The organism is Paenibacillus sp. 2TAB19 (assembly GCF_052115185.1).
Classification (GTDB): Bacteria; Bacillota; Bacilli; order Paenibacillales; family Paenibacillaceae; genus Pristimantibacillus.
On record NZ_JBFRGE010000037.1, the window covers coordinates 1 to 16,009 of the forward strand.

Sequence of the window (16,009 nt, forward strand, 5' to 3'; positions counted from 1 at the left end):
CTGCCGACAGGCATGGCGACCTTTAACGACGGTTATCGAACGAACTTTGCTTCCCTATCGGCTGCCGTAATTATAAGTATCATTCCCGTTCTTATCGTCTATGTGTTCCTGCAACGTCAGATTATAGAAGGAATGACTGCGGGCAGCGTCAAAGGTTAATAGAATCGCTTTTCAATCAGAAGCAGCTTGCCGTCCATGGACGGCATCTGCTGTTTATGCTAGTTACCAACCAGGAGGCTCCCTAGATGAACTYGAGACCGAAGCTTATGCTCGCATTCATAGCTCTGATCGTCATTCCGATGATCGGCCTCGGCATCTWCTCGTTTCTGAATTCAGAAACGCTGCTTGAGGAAAAATATAGCGAGCAGACGGAAATTTCGCTCAAGGCGGTAGGAGGCAACATCCGCTATTTCTTCCGGGAACTCGATCAACTGTCAGACGGCAATCTGACAAGCTCCGAGGTTCAGGATACGCTCAAGTACAGCACTTATACGGCAATCGATCCAAGTACGCTCATCGCGATTAATCAGGCGGAGAAGGAGATGAACCGGATACTGTTCCAGCATCCGGCGGTCAGCTTCGTCGTGCTTTACGCGAAGGACGGTACGATGTTCCGCTCCTATCGCAACGATCCGACGACGTTTAAGCCGATTACCTTCGATATGTTCAAGCTGCATTCGATCTATGACGAGGTGATAGCGCTAGGGGGCCGTCCGCTATGGATCGGACCTTATGAGCAGCGAGAGCTGACGGGTGTTGACCCGCCCTTGTTTACTCAGCTTCGCGTCGTAAAGGATATTGAGACGTTCAACGATCTAGGCGTTATGATTACGCAGTACAAGACCGAAGAAGTGATGAGCATGCTCAAAGCTTTCCAGAATCCCGATAGCGATGTGCCAGAAACGCGTTATATGATTATTAATAATAGCGGACTCATTATGCTGGACAGCATGGGAGAAGCGCAGGGCAACAAAATCAACGAATACACGGCGCTTAAGCTGCAAAATACGGTCAATTACGAGAGCTCGCGCGAGACCTTCGATACGATTGACGCGCTTGTCTCGTCCTATCAGCTCGATCGGAGCGGGTGGATTCTCGTTTCGATTAAGTCGTGGAATTCGCTGACGAACGAGAATGTACGATTCGTGCAGTGGATCGGCATGATTACGGCGCTTGGCGTTATTTCGGCGATATTGTTCAACGTATTCTTTGTTAACCGCGTAGCGAGGTCGATTATTAAGGTCGTTCGCAAAATGCGTCTTGTAGAGCAAGGTCTATTGGATATTCGTATTACCGCCCAAGGCAAGGATGAGACGGTGCTGCTCGCAAATAGTTTCAATAGCATGGTCGAGCGAATCGGCAGTTTGCTTAATGAGGTCCGCAGAGAGCAGCAGCGCAAGCAGCATGCGGAGATGATGCTTATGCAGGCGCAGATCAAGCCTCACTTCCTGTTCAACACGTTGGAGTCCATTAATGCGCTTGCCGCTCAGAACGAAGGCAAGAAGATTATGCTGATGGTTCGCCGTCTGAGCAACCTGCTGCGTACGAGCATGCATCATTCCGAGGAAATTACGATCGCGCAAGAAATTGAGCATGTGCGAAGCTATTTGGAAATTCAGAAATACCGCTTTGAGGAGCTGTTCACGTACGAGATGAACGTTCCGGATGAAGCGCTCGATTATTCGATTTTGAAGCTGACGCTCCAGCCCCTTGTCGAGAACAGCATACAGCATGGACTTGAAGGATATGGCGACGGAGAAGGGGTTATCACGATCGAAGTGCGTGTTGAACTTCACCAAATTGTGTTGTTCATCCGCGACAATGGAGTCGGGATGAGCGAAAGCGTATTGCAAAAGCTGGCGCAGGGTTCAAGTCCAACAAGCAAGGGTCAGAATGCAGCGGAGCTTGGCGAAAGAAGAGGACTTGGTCTTAGAAACGTAGCGGACCGGCTGCGTATCCATTACGGACCGAACTTCGGTTTATGGATTTGCAGCGGCGAGGGATATGGTACCGTTATCCGCTGCGTCATTCCAAAGAGCAGAGGTGAACAGCAATGAGCGGTAAAGTACTCTTAGTCGACGACGAAGCACATATTACACGAAACTTAGAAAAGGTCATCCCCTGGGAAATGCTTGGCTTGACCGTAGCTGGCGTTGCCAAAAACGGCGTCGAGGCGCTCGAGCTGATGGAACAAGGGCCGATAGATTTGCTGCTATGCGATATTCGTATGCCGGTTATGGACGGTCTTGAGCTTGTCCGCCATATTCGCGAGAAAGAAATAGCTTGCGATATCATCATGCTTTCGGGATACCAAGATTTTACTTATACGCGTACCGCCATTCAATATGGCGTCAATGATTATATGCTGAAACCGATTCCATACGATGAGCTGACGGGCGTCATTGCCCGCATTATGGCGAACCAGCGGAACAAGCAGAAGCAGAAGCTCGAAGAGAAGCAGAAGCTGGGGCGAATGATCGATCTTGCTAGCGAAAAAATATTGTACGACATCATCATGGATTATACTGATGTGACGGCAGACAATTGGCTGCTTACAGGCGATGAACAGCAGCTTAAGGAGCAACAGTTCGTCTTGATTGTATTGGATCTGGACGTCAGCTCGGAGAAAACGAAGGATTGGCGCGACTGGTCCGACAAGGAGCGTAAGCTGTGGAACTTCGCGGTGTGCAACGTGCTTCGCGAGAAGCTGCATCAGCAGTCGCTTCACCATGCGGTCATACAAATTCGCGATGGCGAGTGGTGCGTGCTGATTGAGGTGGATAAAGATATTCCATACAATTTGGCTCAAATCAAAGAGTGGACGGAGATGCTGCTCATTACCGTAAGCGGTCATGTGAAGCTGAACCTATTCGCCGGCATATTCCGAGAATTCGCCTCTGTAGCAGACTTGTCCAGTGCGTATAAGGTTGTACAGCAAGGCATGCAGCTTACACCCGTGCACGATGTCATGGCGGTCTATCCATCGGAGCAGATGAGATCGTCGAAGGCAGATCAAGCGTTCTGGGATACGGCGGAGAAAATTATCGGCGCGGTGAAGCGCGGCGATTCGATCACCGTGGATTTCGAATTGCAGAGCGTGACGCTGCTGCTCCAGCAGATGAATGAGCCGAGTCTCGGCCGGGTGAAGCCGCTGCTCCATTTCTTCGTCCTGCATCTGATGCGGGAGATGAAGGAAATGGGCGTGTTTACCCGCGAGCAGGAGGATATGCTGTGGCGCAGGTTGGACCGCAGATTCGGCATTAAGGATTTGTTGTCAGTCATCAGGCAAGTGACAAGCGCGGTATCCGAGAAATCAATGGATAAGAAGAAGCAATCGGAGCGTTCGATGGCCGAGGCAAGATCGTTCTTGGATCGCAACCTATACCGCGATCTTAGCGTGGAGGAAGCGGCGACGCATGTGGGCCTAAGCACGTCGTACTTTAGCCTGCTGTTCAAGCAGACGTTCGGCGAGACGTTCATCGAATATGTAACGAGGCAAAGGATGGAGCGGGCGAAAGTCATGCTCGCCGATACGCAGAAGAGCGTCGCTCAGATTGCGAAAGAGGTAGGATACGCGGAACGGCGGTATTTTACGAAAGTATTCATGAAATATACGGGCGAGAATCCGACGGATTATAGAAGCAAGCATCAAGATGGGGAGCAGGGGACAGATACGTTATAAGGAGAGAGGATGGGAAAGCGGTGTCTATTAAGCGCGATTGGAAGCAATGGAGTCTTAAGGAGAAGATCGGACAGCTGTTCGTATTCGGCTTTCATGGGACGGAGCCGACGGAGCAGATTCAGGCTCTAATTCGCGAATATGGGATCGGGGGAACGATCTACTTCTCCCGTAATGTCGTGAATGCCCAGCAGGTGCATGAGCTGAGCGGCAATCTGCAGCGCATCGCAAGCGATGCGGGCAAGCCGCCTGTATTCGTCGCTATTGATCAAGAAGGCGGCATGGTTGCAAGGCTTGTAGAGGGCGTGACGCTTATGCCGGGCAACATGGCGTTAGGTGCTGCCAGTGAAGCCGAAGGTGCACGCGAGACGGCGCGAGTCTGCGGCGAGGAGCTTCGCAAGCTCGGCGTTACGATGAACTATGCGCCGTGCATTGACGTTAACAATAACCCGGACAATCCGGTTATTAACGTTCGTTCGTACAGCGACCGCTCGGGGGTCGTTGCCGAGCTGGGCGCGGCGGCGGTTCAAGGCTACCAGGCGGCGCGCATTGCCGCGACGGTGAAGCATTTTCCAGGGCATGGCGATACGTCGGTAGACTCGCATCATGCGCTGCCGGTATTGCTCCATGATCGCGCGCGTCTCGACGCGATCGAGCTTAAGCCGTTCCGAGCGGCGATCGAAGCCGGAACGGATTGTATTATGACGGCGCATGTATGCTTGCCGGCGCTTGATCCGAGCGGCGTGCCGTCGACGCTGTCGCAGCCGGTGTTGACCGGGCTGCTGCGCGAGGAGCTTGGCTACGACGGCATCGTCGTGACCGATTGCCTCGAGATGAGCGCAATCGACGAATTTTATGGTCCGGGACCGGGCGCTGTACAGGCGCTGCGGGCCGGAGCGGATATGGTGCTCGTCAGCCATACGTACGAGAAGCAATTGGCTGCACTGGAAGCTGTCGCAAGCGCGGTGGAGAGCGGTGAGCTTGCGATGGATCGGATTGACGAAGCCGTAGGCCGCGTCATGGCATTGAAGGAAAAGCTGGCACTCGATGAGCCATTGCTTCCATGGGAAGATGCACGGAGGGAGATTGCCACGGAGGACAATCAAGCGGTAGCCGCGCGTTGGAGCGAAGCATCCGTGACGCTTGTTAAGAACGAAGGCGGCTTGCTCCCGCTGAGCAAAGCAGCGAGAACGCTTGTCCTGTGGCCGGATATCGTGCCGGTATCGGTAGCTGACGAGATGCTGTCAGGTCAAGGTACGCTTGGCGATTTCCTTGGTCAGTTTCATTCGAATCTAGTGGAACGTAGATTGAGCGATCGTCACGCGCTGGCAGAGCTCGATACATTCGAGCAAATCGTCGTCGTCACCTATGACGCTTCTAAGCACCCGCCGGAGCGGGACATTGCGCGCGAGGTTGTGAAGCTCGCAGGCGAACGCACAGTTGCGGTATCCGTCCGCAACCCGCTTGATCTGCTGCTCTATCCGGATGTGCTTGCGTACATCGCGGTCTACGAATGCCGACCGCTGGCACTAGCGGCTGCGGCGAAAGCGCTCGTCGGTGAGCTTATCCCGCAAGGCAAGCTGCCGCTCGACTTTTCTAGCGACTACCCGTTCGGCTGGAGCGCTGGCGCATCGGCGTTATAATATGGAAACGGCTCCCTCTCGAAGCTATGAGCTTCGTGAGGCAGCCGTTTTTTACTAGTAATCTGACTTTTGAAAACAGAAGTTTTCCATCCCATCGGCTCAGGCAGTATGAAGCCGCATGTTCATTGGACACATTTGTTGTTTAACTCGCCTATGATTGATTGCAATAGCTCTGATTAACAGGAATTACTCCCGTTATTATCGTGTATTTCAAGTTGCAGAAACCATTAACGGGAATTTATCCTGTTATATTTACCTGAAATAGCTGCATAGGGCGAAACCGGAGGGAATAACAGGAGTTTTTCCAGTTAAGCAGCCAGGTATTGGTCTTGGACGTGAATATAACGGGAGTTTTTCCGGTTATTTAAGCAAAGGTGTGTGAAGGATCACTGGAGTAGGTTGAAGCTATTGACCGGGAGCGGTGAAGCCGTATTTCGTGAACACGGCCATCGCCTCATCGCTTTGCAAGTAATCGTAGAGCGCTGCTGCTTCATCGGGATATTTGGTCGCCTTCACGATGCCGATTGGGTATACGATCGGTTTGTGGCTGGCTGCGTCTACTTTGAACGCTACCTTCACTTTGTCGGATGTGAGCGCGTCTGTGGCGTAGACGAAGCCAATGTCGGTATTGCCTGTTTCCACGTAGGTCAATACTTGCCGAACGTCCTTGGCGAAGACAAGCTTAGGCTGTACGGCTGCCCATAGCTTGTAATATTCGAGTGCTTCTTTCGTATAGCCGCCTACCGGTACGGTTGCTGTCTCGCCTACCGCTATTTTGCCAAGTGCTGCTTGGGACAAGTCCGCCATCGTGCCGAGCGCCAAATCTGAATCTGTTGGCACAACGGCCACGAGTTCATTCGCGAGTACATTTACTTGCTGAGCTTCCTCGATAAGCTGCTTGTCGACCAAGGCTTTCATTTGCTTCGTACCTGCGGATAGGAATAAGTCTGCGGGAGCGCCTTGCTCGATCTGTTGCTGCAGCGTGCCAGATGCTCCGAAGTTGAATGTTAGCGTGACGTTATTATGCTCTTGCTCATAAGCGGATTTAAGTTCATTCAAGCTGTCTGTCAAGCTGGCCGCAGCCGAGATAAGCAACTCGACTTTCTTCGACGGAGCGTTGTTATCCGCGTCGGTGTTGGCTGGCGTATTGCTGGAGCAGCCGGCAATTGCGATTACCGCGGCGAGCAAAGCTAGCGTTAGCCATTTGGTTATTTTGTTCATTGATCGATTCTTCCTCTCCATTATGTATCTATCTATTTGTTAGCTATGTTAACATATGTTTGATTATAAATAAATATGTTTTGTTATAACTAGATATAAATAGATATAACTAAATATGAATGGACGCAATATGATGCCAGAAATCAATGATTGCGATATACTTTGGTTTAGTATTCAACGCGAAACGGGTTAGGGCCGCTCTCGGAGGCGGCAATCGTTTACGCTTGCGGAAGCAGGTGAAGGAATGACGGAACAAGTGTCCTATACGACGGAAGAAATCGCCAAGCTGCTTCGCATTTCGAAGCTAACGGTGTACGACTTAATAAAGAAAGGCGAGCTGCCCGCCTATCGCGTCGGTCGTCAGATGCGTGTGGATGCTGACGATCTTGAGCGGTACAAGCATCGGGCAAAAGGGAGCAATAGCCGAATGACGAACGTTATGCCGCATAGCGGTCAAGCGCAGACGGCAGCCACCGATGTTCGCAGCCTCGTCATTACAGGACAGGATGTGAGTCTCGATATATTATCGAAGCATATCGAGAAGCATACGAAAGAATATCGTCCGCTTCGCTCTCATATGGGCAGCATGGACAGCTTGATCGCCATGTATCAAGGACGGGCTGATATTGTTAGCACGCATCTGCTGGATGGGGATACAGGCGAATATAACTTGCCTTACATACGGAAGCTGCTCGTCGGCTTCCCTTATATCGTCATTAACTTGCTTACTCGTACTGCCGGGCTTTATGTGCAAAAAGGGAATCCGAAAAATATTGTCAGCTGGGCAGATTTGTCGCGAAACGATGTTCGAATCGTGAATCGAGAGAAGGGTTCGGGAGCTAGGGTGCTGCTCGATGAACAGCTGAGGCTGCATGGACTATCACGCAACAGTGTGAGAGGGTATGAGGATGAGGAATCGAATCACTTGGGCGTAGCGGGGAAAGTAGTAACGGGAGCGGCAGATGCGGGAGTCGGCATTGAGAAGGCGGCTTACATCGTAGGGGCGGAGTTCATACCGCTTGCGAAGGAGCGCTGCGACCTAGTCATGCTGCAAACGCCCCAAAATATAGCGTGGATTGAGCTCGTTCAATCAATCGTTGCTTCCCCCTCTTATCAAGAGGAGCTGCGATCGATACAGGGTTACGATCTTTCGCTCACCGGTGCGGTTCTTCTGGACAGCAAGTGAGCTGAGCCGGGAATCATTATTGTCCAATTAGATTCGAATCGTTAAGTCATGCAAAATGTAAGCGAGGAAAAAGATGACGCAAGGGTTTTCGTACCGATGCTGAATTTTGATCAACTGCTGATAGTACGTCTCCGCATAATGCGGATTGTTGCGCATTTCCAGACCGGCCTTGATTAACGCGTCGAGCTTATCGGCGATATCGACCATTTCGCCTGCGTAATCATCCGATTTGCTGTCTACGATGTAACTGGTCATCTCTTTGTGGAAGACAGCAGGCAGCAATTCAACGATAGTCGCGGCCGTTTCCTTCTCATATTGCTCGAAGGCGAGCTTAATCTCTTCATTGTTATGTTTGAAGTTCGTCACGACATCGCCGGACAGCACCTCCGGCAGATCGTGAAGAACTGCCTTTGCGACCAGCTCATACAGGTCGAACTCCGCTTGGCGGCCGAATCGCTCCCGCTCGAGCAGGCCGTTGAACAAGGCAAGCGATGCGACGCGGAAAGAATGTGTCGCATCATTATCCGGCACGAGGTTATAGCTGCCGTTCCAGCGCTTGACCGTATCGAGATCAACGATATAACCAAGGAAGGCGGCAACGCCTTCCTGCTTCTCGTATTCGGAGAGCAGCCACACGATCGATTGCTGCTTGGAGCCTGCCAGCAGCTGGCGCAGCTCCTCGTACTTAGCTTGGAAGAACGGATTCGAACCGTACTTCGCTTCGCGGTGGCAGAAGAGCATCGCATCGAAGGTATCGATTGCCTCGACCAATTGTCCGACAAACGTGTCGTCTTGGGCGTCCACGATGAAGTCGGCCGCGGCGGGCTGCAGCGACTTGGACAAGTAGGAGACGATCTCCTTGCTGAGCTCCTTCTCGAAGGAGCGGATATGGTTCATGACGAGCGTTTCTTTTTTCGTAACGTATTTAATAGAGCCTGTGCCCGTGTTTTTGAGATCGCCCCATAGGCAGCGTCCGAGCAGCTTCAGCTTGTCGATAGGGTTGTTATATAGATGATCCTCGGCTGCGGCGATAACGATCGATAACGCAGCGCATCGGAAGCTATGGCTTGCCGCGTTGTCCTCGAATCTTGGCGCGTATTCGCTCCATCGCGGGACGTATTGCATGCGGATGATCGTGTTCGTGAATTTACCGTTTTTCATATCAACACTTCCTTAGCAGCGCCTCATTGCGTCGGCGCATCTATTCGGGCTGCAACATGCCCGACTATGTTATTATAATGCTTATCATCTGAACCGAATAGATACAACTGGGATACGCTCAGCAAGCGTGTATGCTGCGCAAACCATTAAGGATGGGATGACTTACGAGAGAGTTAGGACTTGCTTTCAATCGGATTTTTGAAAAATGGATGTTCGTTATCATACCCGGATCGCTTATTCTCGGCTTCATTTTCTCGTCTAGCCTGCAGCCGTTAATCAAGGCTGTGCCGTATATGTTCGCTTATGTGACGCTGACGATGGCTATCGGCTGCGGTTTGACTCAACTGCGCGAGGTCGCGAAGCGGCCGGGGATAATGGCGCTTACGTTCGTTATCGCTCACATCGTGTCGCCGCTGCTCGCTTATGGGGCAGGTACGCTCCTATACGGAGCGGATTCGCCGTACGTCATCGGACTCGTATTATTCACCATCATACCGCTTGGCGTCTCAACGGTGCTATGGGTAGGGCTGTCGGGCGGCAGCGTGCCGCTTATGCTGGCGATGGTCGTGCTTGATTCGGCGCTGAGTCCGCTTGTTGTTCCGGCGGGCATCCATCTGTTCTTCAATACAGCGGTAGAGATCGAAGCAGGACCGCTTATCGCCGATCTGTTCATCTTAATCGTTCTGCCTACTATAATCGGGGTCGCGCTTAATCAGTTCAGCAAAGGGCGCATCCAGGGCATCGTCATGCCGTATACCGCACCGCTGTCCAAACTTTGCTTCGTAGGGGTCGTTGCGCTGAATGCTTCAGCTATTGCGCCCCATCTGGACAAGCTCAAGGAGGATATGGCAACGCTTATACCGCTTACCGTCCTCTTGGTTGGAGCTTGCTATGCGCTCGGCTTTATCGGAACGGCGAAGCTCCGCAACCGTGAGCAGCAGGTTACGGTATCGTACGCAACCGGCATGCGCAACATCTCGCTTGGCATCGTGCTGGCGCTTGGTTATTTCAGTCCTTTGACGGCAGTTCCTGTCGTGCTGTCGATCCTGATCCAGCAGCCGCTCGCGACCGTTCACCATTACATTTTACAAAAACTTAACAATAAGACGGCTGGCAAACCTAAGCCATCGCAGGTACGATAGGGGCAGGCAAGAAGATGAAGGAGAGAGAAAGAGATGAACAGCTTTCGCAATCGGCTTACGCTTATTATGATCATTATGGTTGCTATATCCGTCAGCTCGGCAGGCGTATTCATGGCGAAGACGTTCAAGGATAATCATATCCAGGCGCTGGAGGAAAATATGATTCGCGAGATGCGCATCATATCCTCGAAGATGGATTGGAGATCCGGCAATCTCGACGAGCTGTACGTCTTCTACAATAAAGAAGCGAAGGAATTGAAGAGTTATACGGACGCTAGGGTCACTTTCATACGGAGCGACGGCGCCGTACTTGGCGATTCGGATACCGAGCCGGAGAAGATGGACAACCATCTAGACCGGACGGAGGTAAGAGAGGCTCTGGAGTCAGGCACGGGAAGATCGATCCGGGAGAGCGAAACGATCGGTCAAAATATGATCTATGTCGCGATACCGGTGTCGGTTATTCCAGGCGAGGAGCCTTATATTATTCGGCTGGCAATGAGCCTGCAGCAGGTCGATGAAAGCATCCACAGGATGACGGCGGTGCTCATTATGGGCTTGCTCGTGTTGTTCCTTATTGTAGCGTTGATCAGCTATCGATTAGCGCTCAGTTTGACGAGACCGCTGGAGCAAATAACGAAGGTAGCTAAGCGGATCAAAAATATGGACTACGCCGCGCGCGTCAAAGTAACGAAGCAGGATGAGATAGGCGAGCTTGGCTATGCTATTAATGCAATGGCAGACAGTCTGAATGAGCAAATGACGCGCATTCGAGAGAATGAGGGACAGCTCGAGAGCGTATTGAACAATATGATTAACGGTATCGTTATGATCGATCAAACAGGGCGTATTCTGCTTATGAACCGCCGCGCAGAGGAAGTGCTTGGTTTCTCCGCGCGCGAGCTTGTCGGCCGTCACTTCGCGGAAGCGAAGCAGCAGTATGAACTGGCGCAAATGATTCAAGAGGGACTCGAYACGAGGGAGCATCTTCGCGAGGAGATTACGTTCTACTTCCCTGAGGAGCGGCTGCTGGAGCTGAACGTCGTTCCGATTCACCGGGAAGTGCACGTGTTCACCGGCGTCCTGCTCGTGCTGCAGGACGTATCGGCGATCCGCAGGCTGGAGCGGATGAGAAGCGAATTCGTAGCGAATGTATCACATGAGCTGAAGACGCCGATCGCAGCGGTGAAGGGGTTCGCGGAGACGCTGCTTGGCGGTGTCGTGAAGGACGAGGAGACGGCGAGATCGTTCCTGCAAATTATTTTTGACGAGAGCGATCGGTTGAATCGGTTAATCGGCGACATCCTTGAATTGTCCAAGATCGAGTCGCGCCGCGTGCCGCTTATTTTCTCGCCGATTGAGCTCGATTCCTTCGTCTCGAAGACGGTAACGCTGCTTGAATCGGAAGCGGCGCGCAAAAATATTAAGCTCCATATGCAGATCGAGCCAGGCCTCTATATGGAAGCGGACGAGGATCGGCTGCGGCAAATCATGATGAATGTGCTTGCGAACGGCATCAACTATACGCCGGAGGGCGGCCGCGTATCGATTAAAGTGCATGCCCGCGGCGAAGAGCATATTCATTTCCAAATTAGCGATTCCGGCATCGGCATTCCAAAGAAAGACCTTCCGCGCATCTTCGAGCGCTTCTACCGCGTGGACAAGGCCCGCTCACGCAGTTCAGGCGGCACGGGGCTTGGTTTGTCAATCGTGAAGCATCTCGTCGAGCTGCATAAAGGGACGATTACGGTGGAGAGCACCGTTGGCGTCGGGACGACATTTGATATTGAATTGCCCGTTCTGCACTAGGGACGGGGGCGTGTCTGCGCGCCGATGACAAAAACATTTACCTATTCTTTATGAAACCGTGATAAACTATAGGAGAATTCGATACTATGCGGACGGGTTTTCCGTTCGCGAAGTTGGAGGTAAGTATGCCGCATAAAGTGCTCGTAATTGAAGACGAACCGACACTAGCGCGATTGTTGTCGTACAACCTGACGCAGGAAGGCTATGAAACAACGGTCATTGATCACGGCGGAGAAGGTCTGCAGACGGCTTTGCAGCGCAGCTTCGACCTTGTTATTCTAGATATTATGCTGCCGGGCTTGAACGGCTTCGAAATTCTGAACAGACTACGCCAGAATGGCGTCAGAACGCCGGTCATCATATTGACGGCGCGCAATGCAGAGGAGGAAGTCGTGCAAGGGTTGAAGCACGGCGCCGACGATTACATTACGAAGCCGTTCGGCGTTGCCGAACTGCTGGCCCGCGTATCCGCCGTCCTTCGCCGCACGCAGGAAGGCGATGTGAAGCCGCTGCAGACTTCGGAGAAGGTAATAACGGCTGGCGATCTGTCCATCTATCCCGATAAGTACGAAGTCGTGCTGAATGCGGAGTCGATCCCGCTTAGGCCGAAGGAATTCGAAGTGCTGCTGTATCTTGTGCAGCGTCCCGGAATGGTCATTACGCGCGACGATCTTATGAATGTCGTATGGGGCTTCGATTACATCGGCGGACAACGCACGGTTGACGTTCATGTCAGCTCCCTGCGCAAGAAGCTGGAGCTCGGCCAGCAATCGGTTCAGATCGAATCGATTCGCGGCGTCGGCTACAAGCTCGTAATGCCCAAAAAGCTCGCCTCCCCCAAAGTATAGGGTGGACGAGCTTTTTTTGTCTTCCGCTATGCGAGTGGCTTGCGTTATTGCTTATTCCATACAAGCATCTTGCGCTGGAATTGCTTCGGCGAGCAGTCGTTGTATTTCTTGAACATTTTGTAGAAGTGAGCCATGTTGGGCATGCCGATTCGCTCGCCGACCTCGGATATGCTGAGATCCTTCGTAAGCAGGATGCGCTCGGCCCATTTGACTTTGCGATAATTGACATATTCGGTGAACGAGAGGCCGATCGTTTTTTTGAAATATTTGACGAAGTAGTAATAGCTCATATTGGCGATCTTGCATACCTCTTCAACCTGAATGCGGTCGGTTAAGTGCGTCTCGATATAATCAAGCACCGGGCGCAGCCGTGTTCGGTCGAAGTCTTCTTGCAGCGTAAGCACCTTGCGGCTGTCGCCGCGCAGCAGCAGCAATAGAATCTGCTTAATGAGTATGCTCACGGCAAGCTCGTAGCCGGTATCCTTGCGGGTAGCCTCTTCAAGAATCTCTTTCGCTAATGAAGCGGTCTGCTGCTTAATGGTATGATTCAGATGGAAAATATAGTTCGCTTTACTTAACGGCATCTGTGTCTCGGAAAAATAACGCATATAAGGAATCGTGCTCTGATCGTAAAATTGCTCCAAATCGAATTGAAGCACGATATAGTCGAGAACGCCGATGCTGCGGTCGCGGTGGAGCTCTGATGCGCCGATAAGAACGACATCGCCGCTTGCTAGATGGAAGTGCTCTTCCTCGACGTAGACGTCAAGCTCGCCGCCGAGAACGAGCAGCAGCTCCAACTGCTTATGATAATGCCAATTCGTTAGCCCCTCTTCATTGCGGATGGAGCGGAATACGCGTATCGATAGCAAAGGGTTCTCATAAGCTACCTTCTCGTTAAAGGCTTCCAATCAAATTGTCCTCCTTGGCGCGCGGCCTGCAATACTTATATTTTAGTGCTGAAATCTATCAAAGGCAATACGGGAAAGGGAGGGCGTAAGTATCATGGAATGGCAACAGGAGCTGAAGGACAGGATGAGCGGTATGCTTTTGCTCGATCGAATGAACGAGGTGAGGGAGCTTGATCCGCTGCACGCCTTCGCGCTTGACGACTGGTTATGTCGACGAACGGGGCAAGGAGGCCCGGCGATATGCCATCTATGGCGCCATCCGCAAGCATTCATTCTCGGAATGCGTGACAGCAGGCTCCCCCATGCKGACGAGGCGCGCGGGTGGCTTGAAGCTGGAGGCTGGCGCACGGCTGTACGCCATTCGGGAGGAGCGGCCGTTCCGTTAGATCTAGGCGTCGTCAATGTTTCGCTTATTATGCCGAAGCCTAGCGTCAACCACATGCACTACCATAATGACTTTGAACTGATGTACCGCTTCATTCAGGATGCGCTGCGGATGACGGGAAGACAGGTGGACAAGGGAGAAATCCAAGGCGCTTATTGTCCGGGAGATTACGATCTGAGCATTGGCGGGCTGAAGTTCTGCGGCATTGCGCAACGCAGGCAGACGCATGCGTTCATTGTGCAGGCGTTCGTTGTCGCGGAAGGCTCGGGAGCGGAACGGGCGAAGCTTGTGCGTTCTTTCTATGAGCGGGCAGCTGGTGCTTCCGATACGGAAGCGGAAAGTAATAATGGCGAATATCCGATCGTGGAGGCTGGCAGTACAGCCAGTCTGGAAGAGCTTGCGGGACTAGGGCCGCAGGCCGGTCAAGCGTTCGCGCAGCAGCTGCGGCGAATCGTGAGTGGGGGACAGACGGAAGCAGGCCTCTCAAGCGCTGCCGAACGGCTCGCGATGCCTGCGGCCGAGGAGCTGGAGAAGGATATTGCAGCGCTGCGAGCCAGATATGCCAGCACTTCGCATTAGCAGGAGCTCATAAGCTTTGGGCGCATTGGAGGAAGCTGGCGATTGTCTCATCCAGCTGTCGTCGCAATTGGTGCAGCGGCCAGATGCCGGCATCGGACTCGATATCCTTGGCGATGAGGCGGAGCATCCATAGCGAGTAGACGGCTGCGAACAAATAATAACCTCGCTTGAACTCGGCAGGCGTCGTTGCAGCCAAAGCTACATATTCGTCTAGCAGACGCTCTCTGTGAGCAATGGTCATTTCCTTCGGAAATGTAGGATGAGACATGTCGATGACATGATACAAGTCCCAATACGGGATGTTCAAATGAGCATGTTCCCAGTCAAGCACTTTAAGGTTGCCCATAACGATAGCGAAGTTGCCTAGATGAAGATCGCCATGCGACAAAACGAGCGGTTGATCGAGCAGCAGCTTACGCCCCTCGCGCTCTAGCGTATCGAGTACAAGACTGATGTCATGCTGCGGAAGTTGGAGTTGCGAGGCTAAGCTAAACCAGCTAGCGCGATTCTCCAGAAGCTCCGCTGCAACATGATCAGCATTCGGTTTTGGGCCTTGCAAGGAAGAGAACGCGGGGATATTGATCGCTAATGCATGCCAAGAGACGATATGCGGTATTAATGCTAATGACGCCCTGAGCTCGAACTGATGGCTTAATGGACCAAGATCCTCATAAAGCGTCCAGCTATGCTCGGGGACGGCATCTTTTGGCGACTTCGCCAGCAGCATCGGGTAGACCGGCTGCAAGCGTGGCAATATATGCTCATACACCCATGCCTCTGCACCGGACTGGCTGTCATTCGTAAGCGGCTTGAAGATGAGGCTGTCTGCGCCTGTTGGATGAATTCGTTCAACCGACTTCCCGTTCATTCMTTTGTATAGGATTTGTCTGCTTACAATTCGAGACGCAATAACGTTGCCGTATTGATCAATCCATGACGTATCCATCTTCTCCTGTCCCCTCCCCCGATTATTGCCGCTGGCGCTCCGAGCGTTTGATCATTTGACCGATCACTTCCGAGAATACAAGGCCGATCGCGATTGCGCCTGAGATCATGAACGCTTTGGCGCTTAGCTCTACAGCGGCATCATATTGATTCTCCACGACATTGCGCATGGCGTCGTACGCAATGCCGCCGGGCACAAGCGGAATGATGCCGGACACGCTGAATACGATCATCGGCATTTTATACAGCTTGGAGAACAGCTGGCTGACGACAGAGACGATGAAGGCGGCGATCAGCGTAGCCGGTATCGCATCCATGCCAAGTTCGGTAGCCATTACATAGATAAGCCAGCCGAGCATGCCGACGGCGCCGCACTGCAGCAAAGCGTTTTTGGGCACGTTGAAAATGAGGCCGAATGCAGCAGAAGCGATAAAGCTCGTTACGAGCTGTGCGAATATGTCCACTCCGTCCCTTCTCCTCTCAAGCTTCTCGTTCCATAT

Annotated in this window: 13 protein-coding genes; 8 read left to right on the forward strand and 5 right to left on the reverse strand. The window is 52.3% G+C overall.

Translation table 11 applies throughout. The annotated features are described in order from the left end of the window. Positions 1-245 precede the first annotated feature (245 nt). From AB4Z33_RS17435 to AB4Z33_RS17445, 3 genes are read left to right on the forward strand one after another with little or no spacing between them, the layout of a single operon-like run. Positions 246-2,057, forward strand: coding sequence for a cache domain-containing sensor histidine kinase (locus AB4Z33_RS17435; RefSeq protein ID WP_442051127.1), 1,812 nt, complete (start codon positions 246-248; stop codon positions 2,055-2,057). Further along, a complete protein-coding gene (locus AB4Z33_RS17440) occupies positions 2,054-3,682 on the forward strand; it encodes a response regulator transcription factor (RefSeq protein ID WP_442051128.1) in 1,629 nt (542 codons plus the stop codon). The genes AB4Z33_RS17435 and AB4Z33_RS17440 overlap by 4 nt, the downstream gene beginning before the upstream one ends. A 20-nt stretch (positions 3,683-3,702) precedes the next feature. Then, complete coding sequence (locus tag AB4Z33_RS17445) at positions 3,703-5,322, forward strand: glycoside hydrolase family 3 protein (RefSeq protein ID WP_442051129.1); 1,620 nt, start codon at positions 3,703-3,705, stop codon at positions 5,320-5,322. A gap of 405 nt (positions 5,323-5,727) precedes the next feature. On the opposite strand, the gene modA is transcribed toward AB4Z33_RS17445, so the two are convergent. Next, the gene (modA, locus tag AB4Z33_RS17450; protein WP_442051130.1) at positions 5,728-6,543 is read right to left on the reverse strand and encodes a molybdate ABC transporter substrate-binding protein; all 816 of its coding nucleotides are present in this window, start codon (positions 6,541-6,543) and stop codon (positions 5,728-5,730) included. 244 nt (positions 6,544-6,787) lie between these two features. Here modA and AB4Z33_RS17455 point away from each other — a divergent pair, with 244 nt between their 5' ends. Beyond that, entirely contained in the window at positions 6,788-7,729 is a 942-nt protein-coding gene (locus AB4Z33_RS17455; RefSeq protein ID WP_442051131.1) for a substrate-binding domain-containing protein, read from the forward strand. Positions 7,730-7,756: 27 nt separating this feature from the next. Here the strand turns inward: AB4Z33_RS17455 and AB4Z33_RS17460 are convergent, their stop codons facing one another. Next, on the reverse strand, positions 7,757-8,890 hold the full coding sequence (locus AB4Z33_RS17460) for a YfbR-like 5'-deoxynucleotidase (protein WP_442051132.1): 1,134 nt from the start codon (positions 8,888-8,890) through the stop codon (positions 7,757-7,759). A gap of 209 nt (positions 8,891-9,099) precedes the next feature. Between AB4Z33_RS17460 and AB4Z33_RS17465 the strand changes: the two genes are divergently transcribed. The 3 genes from AB4Z33_RS17465 (at position 9,100) to AB4Z33_RS17475 (ending at position 12,689) form a co-directional block, all read left to right on the forward strand. After that, positions 9,100-10,032, forward strand: coding sequence for a bile acid:sodium symporter family protein (locus tag AB4Z33_RS17465; protein ID WP_442051133.1), 933 nt, complete (start codon positions 9,100-9,102; stop codon positions 10,030-10,032). A 33-nt stretch (positions 10,033-10,065) separates the two neighbouring features. Next, positions 10,066-11,841 carry a two-component system histidine kinase PnpS gene (gene pnpS, locus AB4Z33_RS17470; RefSeq protein ID WP_442051134.1) on the forward strand — a complete coding sequence of 592 codons (1,776 nt, stop codon included), beginning with the start codon at positions 10,066-10,068 and terminating at the stop codon, positions 11,839-11,841. Positions 11,842-11,966: 125 nt separating this feature from the next. Beyond that, positions 11,967-12,689 (forward strand): response regulator transcription factor, encoded by a 723-nt coding sequence (locus AB4Z33_RS17475; protein ID WP_442051171.1) that lies wholly within the window; start codon positions 11,967-11,969, stop codon positions 12,687-12,689. 44 nt (positions 12,690-12,733) lie between these two features. Here AB4Z33_RS17475 and AB4Z33_RS17480 read toward each other — a convergent pair whose 3' ends face one another. After that, on the reverse strand, positions 12,734-13,600 hold the full coding sequence (locus AB4Z33_RS17480) for a helix-turn-helix domain-containing protein (RefSeq protein WP_442051135.1): 867 nt from the start codon (positions 13,598-13,600) through the stop codon (positions 12,734-12,736). 94 nt (positions 13,601-13,694) lie between these two features. On the opposite strand from AB4Z33_RS17480, the gene AB4Z33_RS17485 reads away from it, so the two are divergent. Continuing rightward, entirely contained in the window at positions 13,695-14,564 is an 870-nt protein-coding gene (locus AB4Z33_RS17485; RefSeq protein ID WP_442051136.1) for a lipoate--protein ligase family protein, read from the forward strand. Between the two features lie 7 nt (positions 14,565-14,571). Here the strand turns inward: AB4Z33_RS17485 and AB4Z33_RS17490 are convergent, their stop codons facing one another. Both AB4Z33_RS17490 and AB4Z33_RS17495 read right to left on the reverse strand, forming a co-directional pair. Then, on the reverse strand, positions 14,572-15,510 hold the full coding sequence (locus tag AB4Z33_RS17490) for a phosphotransferase family protein (protein ID WP_442051137.1): 939 nt from the start codon (positions 15,508-15,510) through the stop codon (positions 14,572-14,574). Between the two features lie 22 nt (positions 15,511-15,532). Further along, entirely contained in the window at positions 15,533-16,009 is a 477-nt protein-coding gene (locus tag AB4Z33_RS17495) for a threonine/serine exporter family protein (protein WP_442051172.1), read from the reverse strand.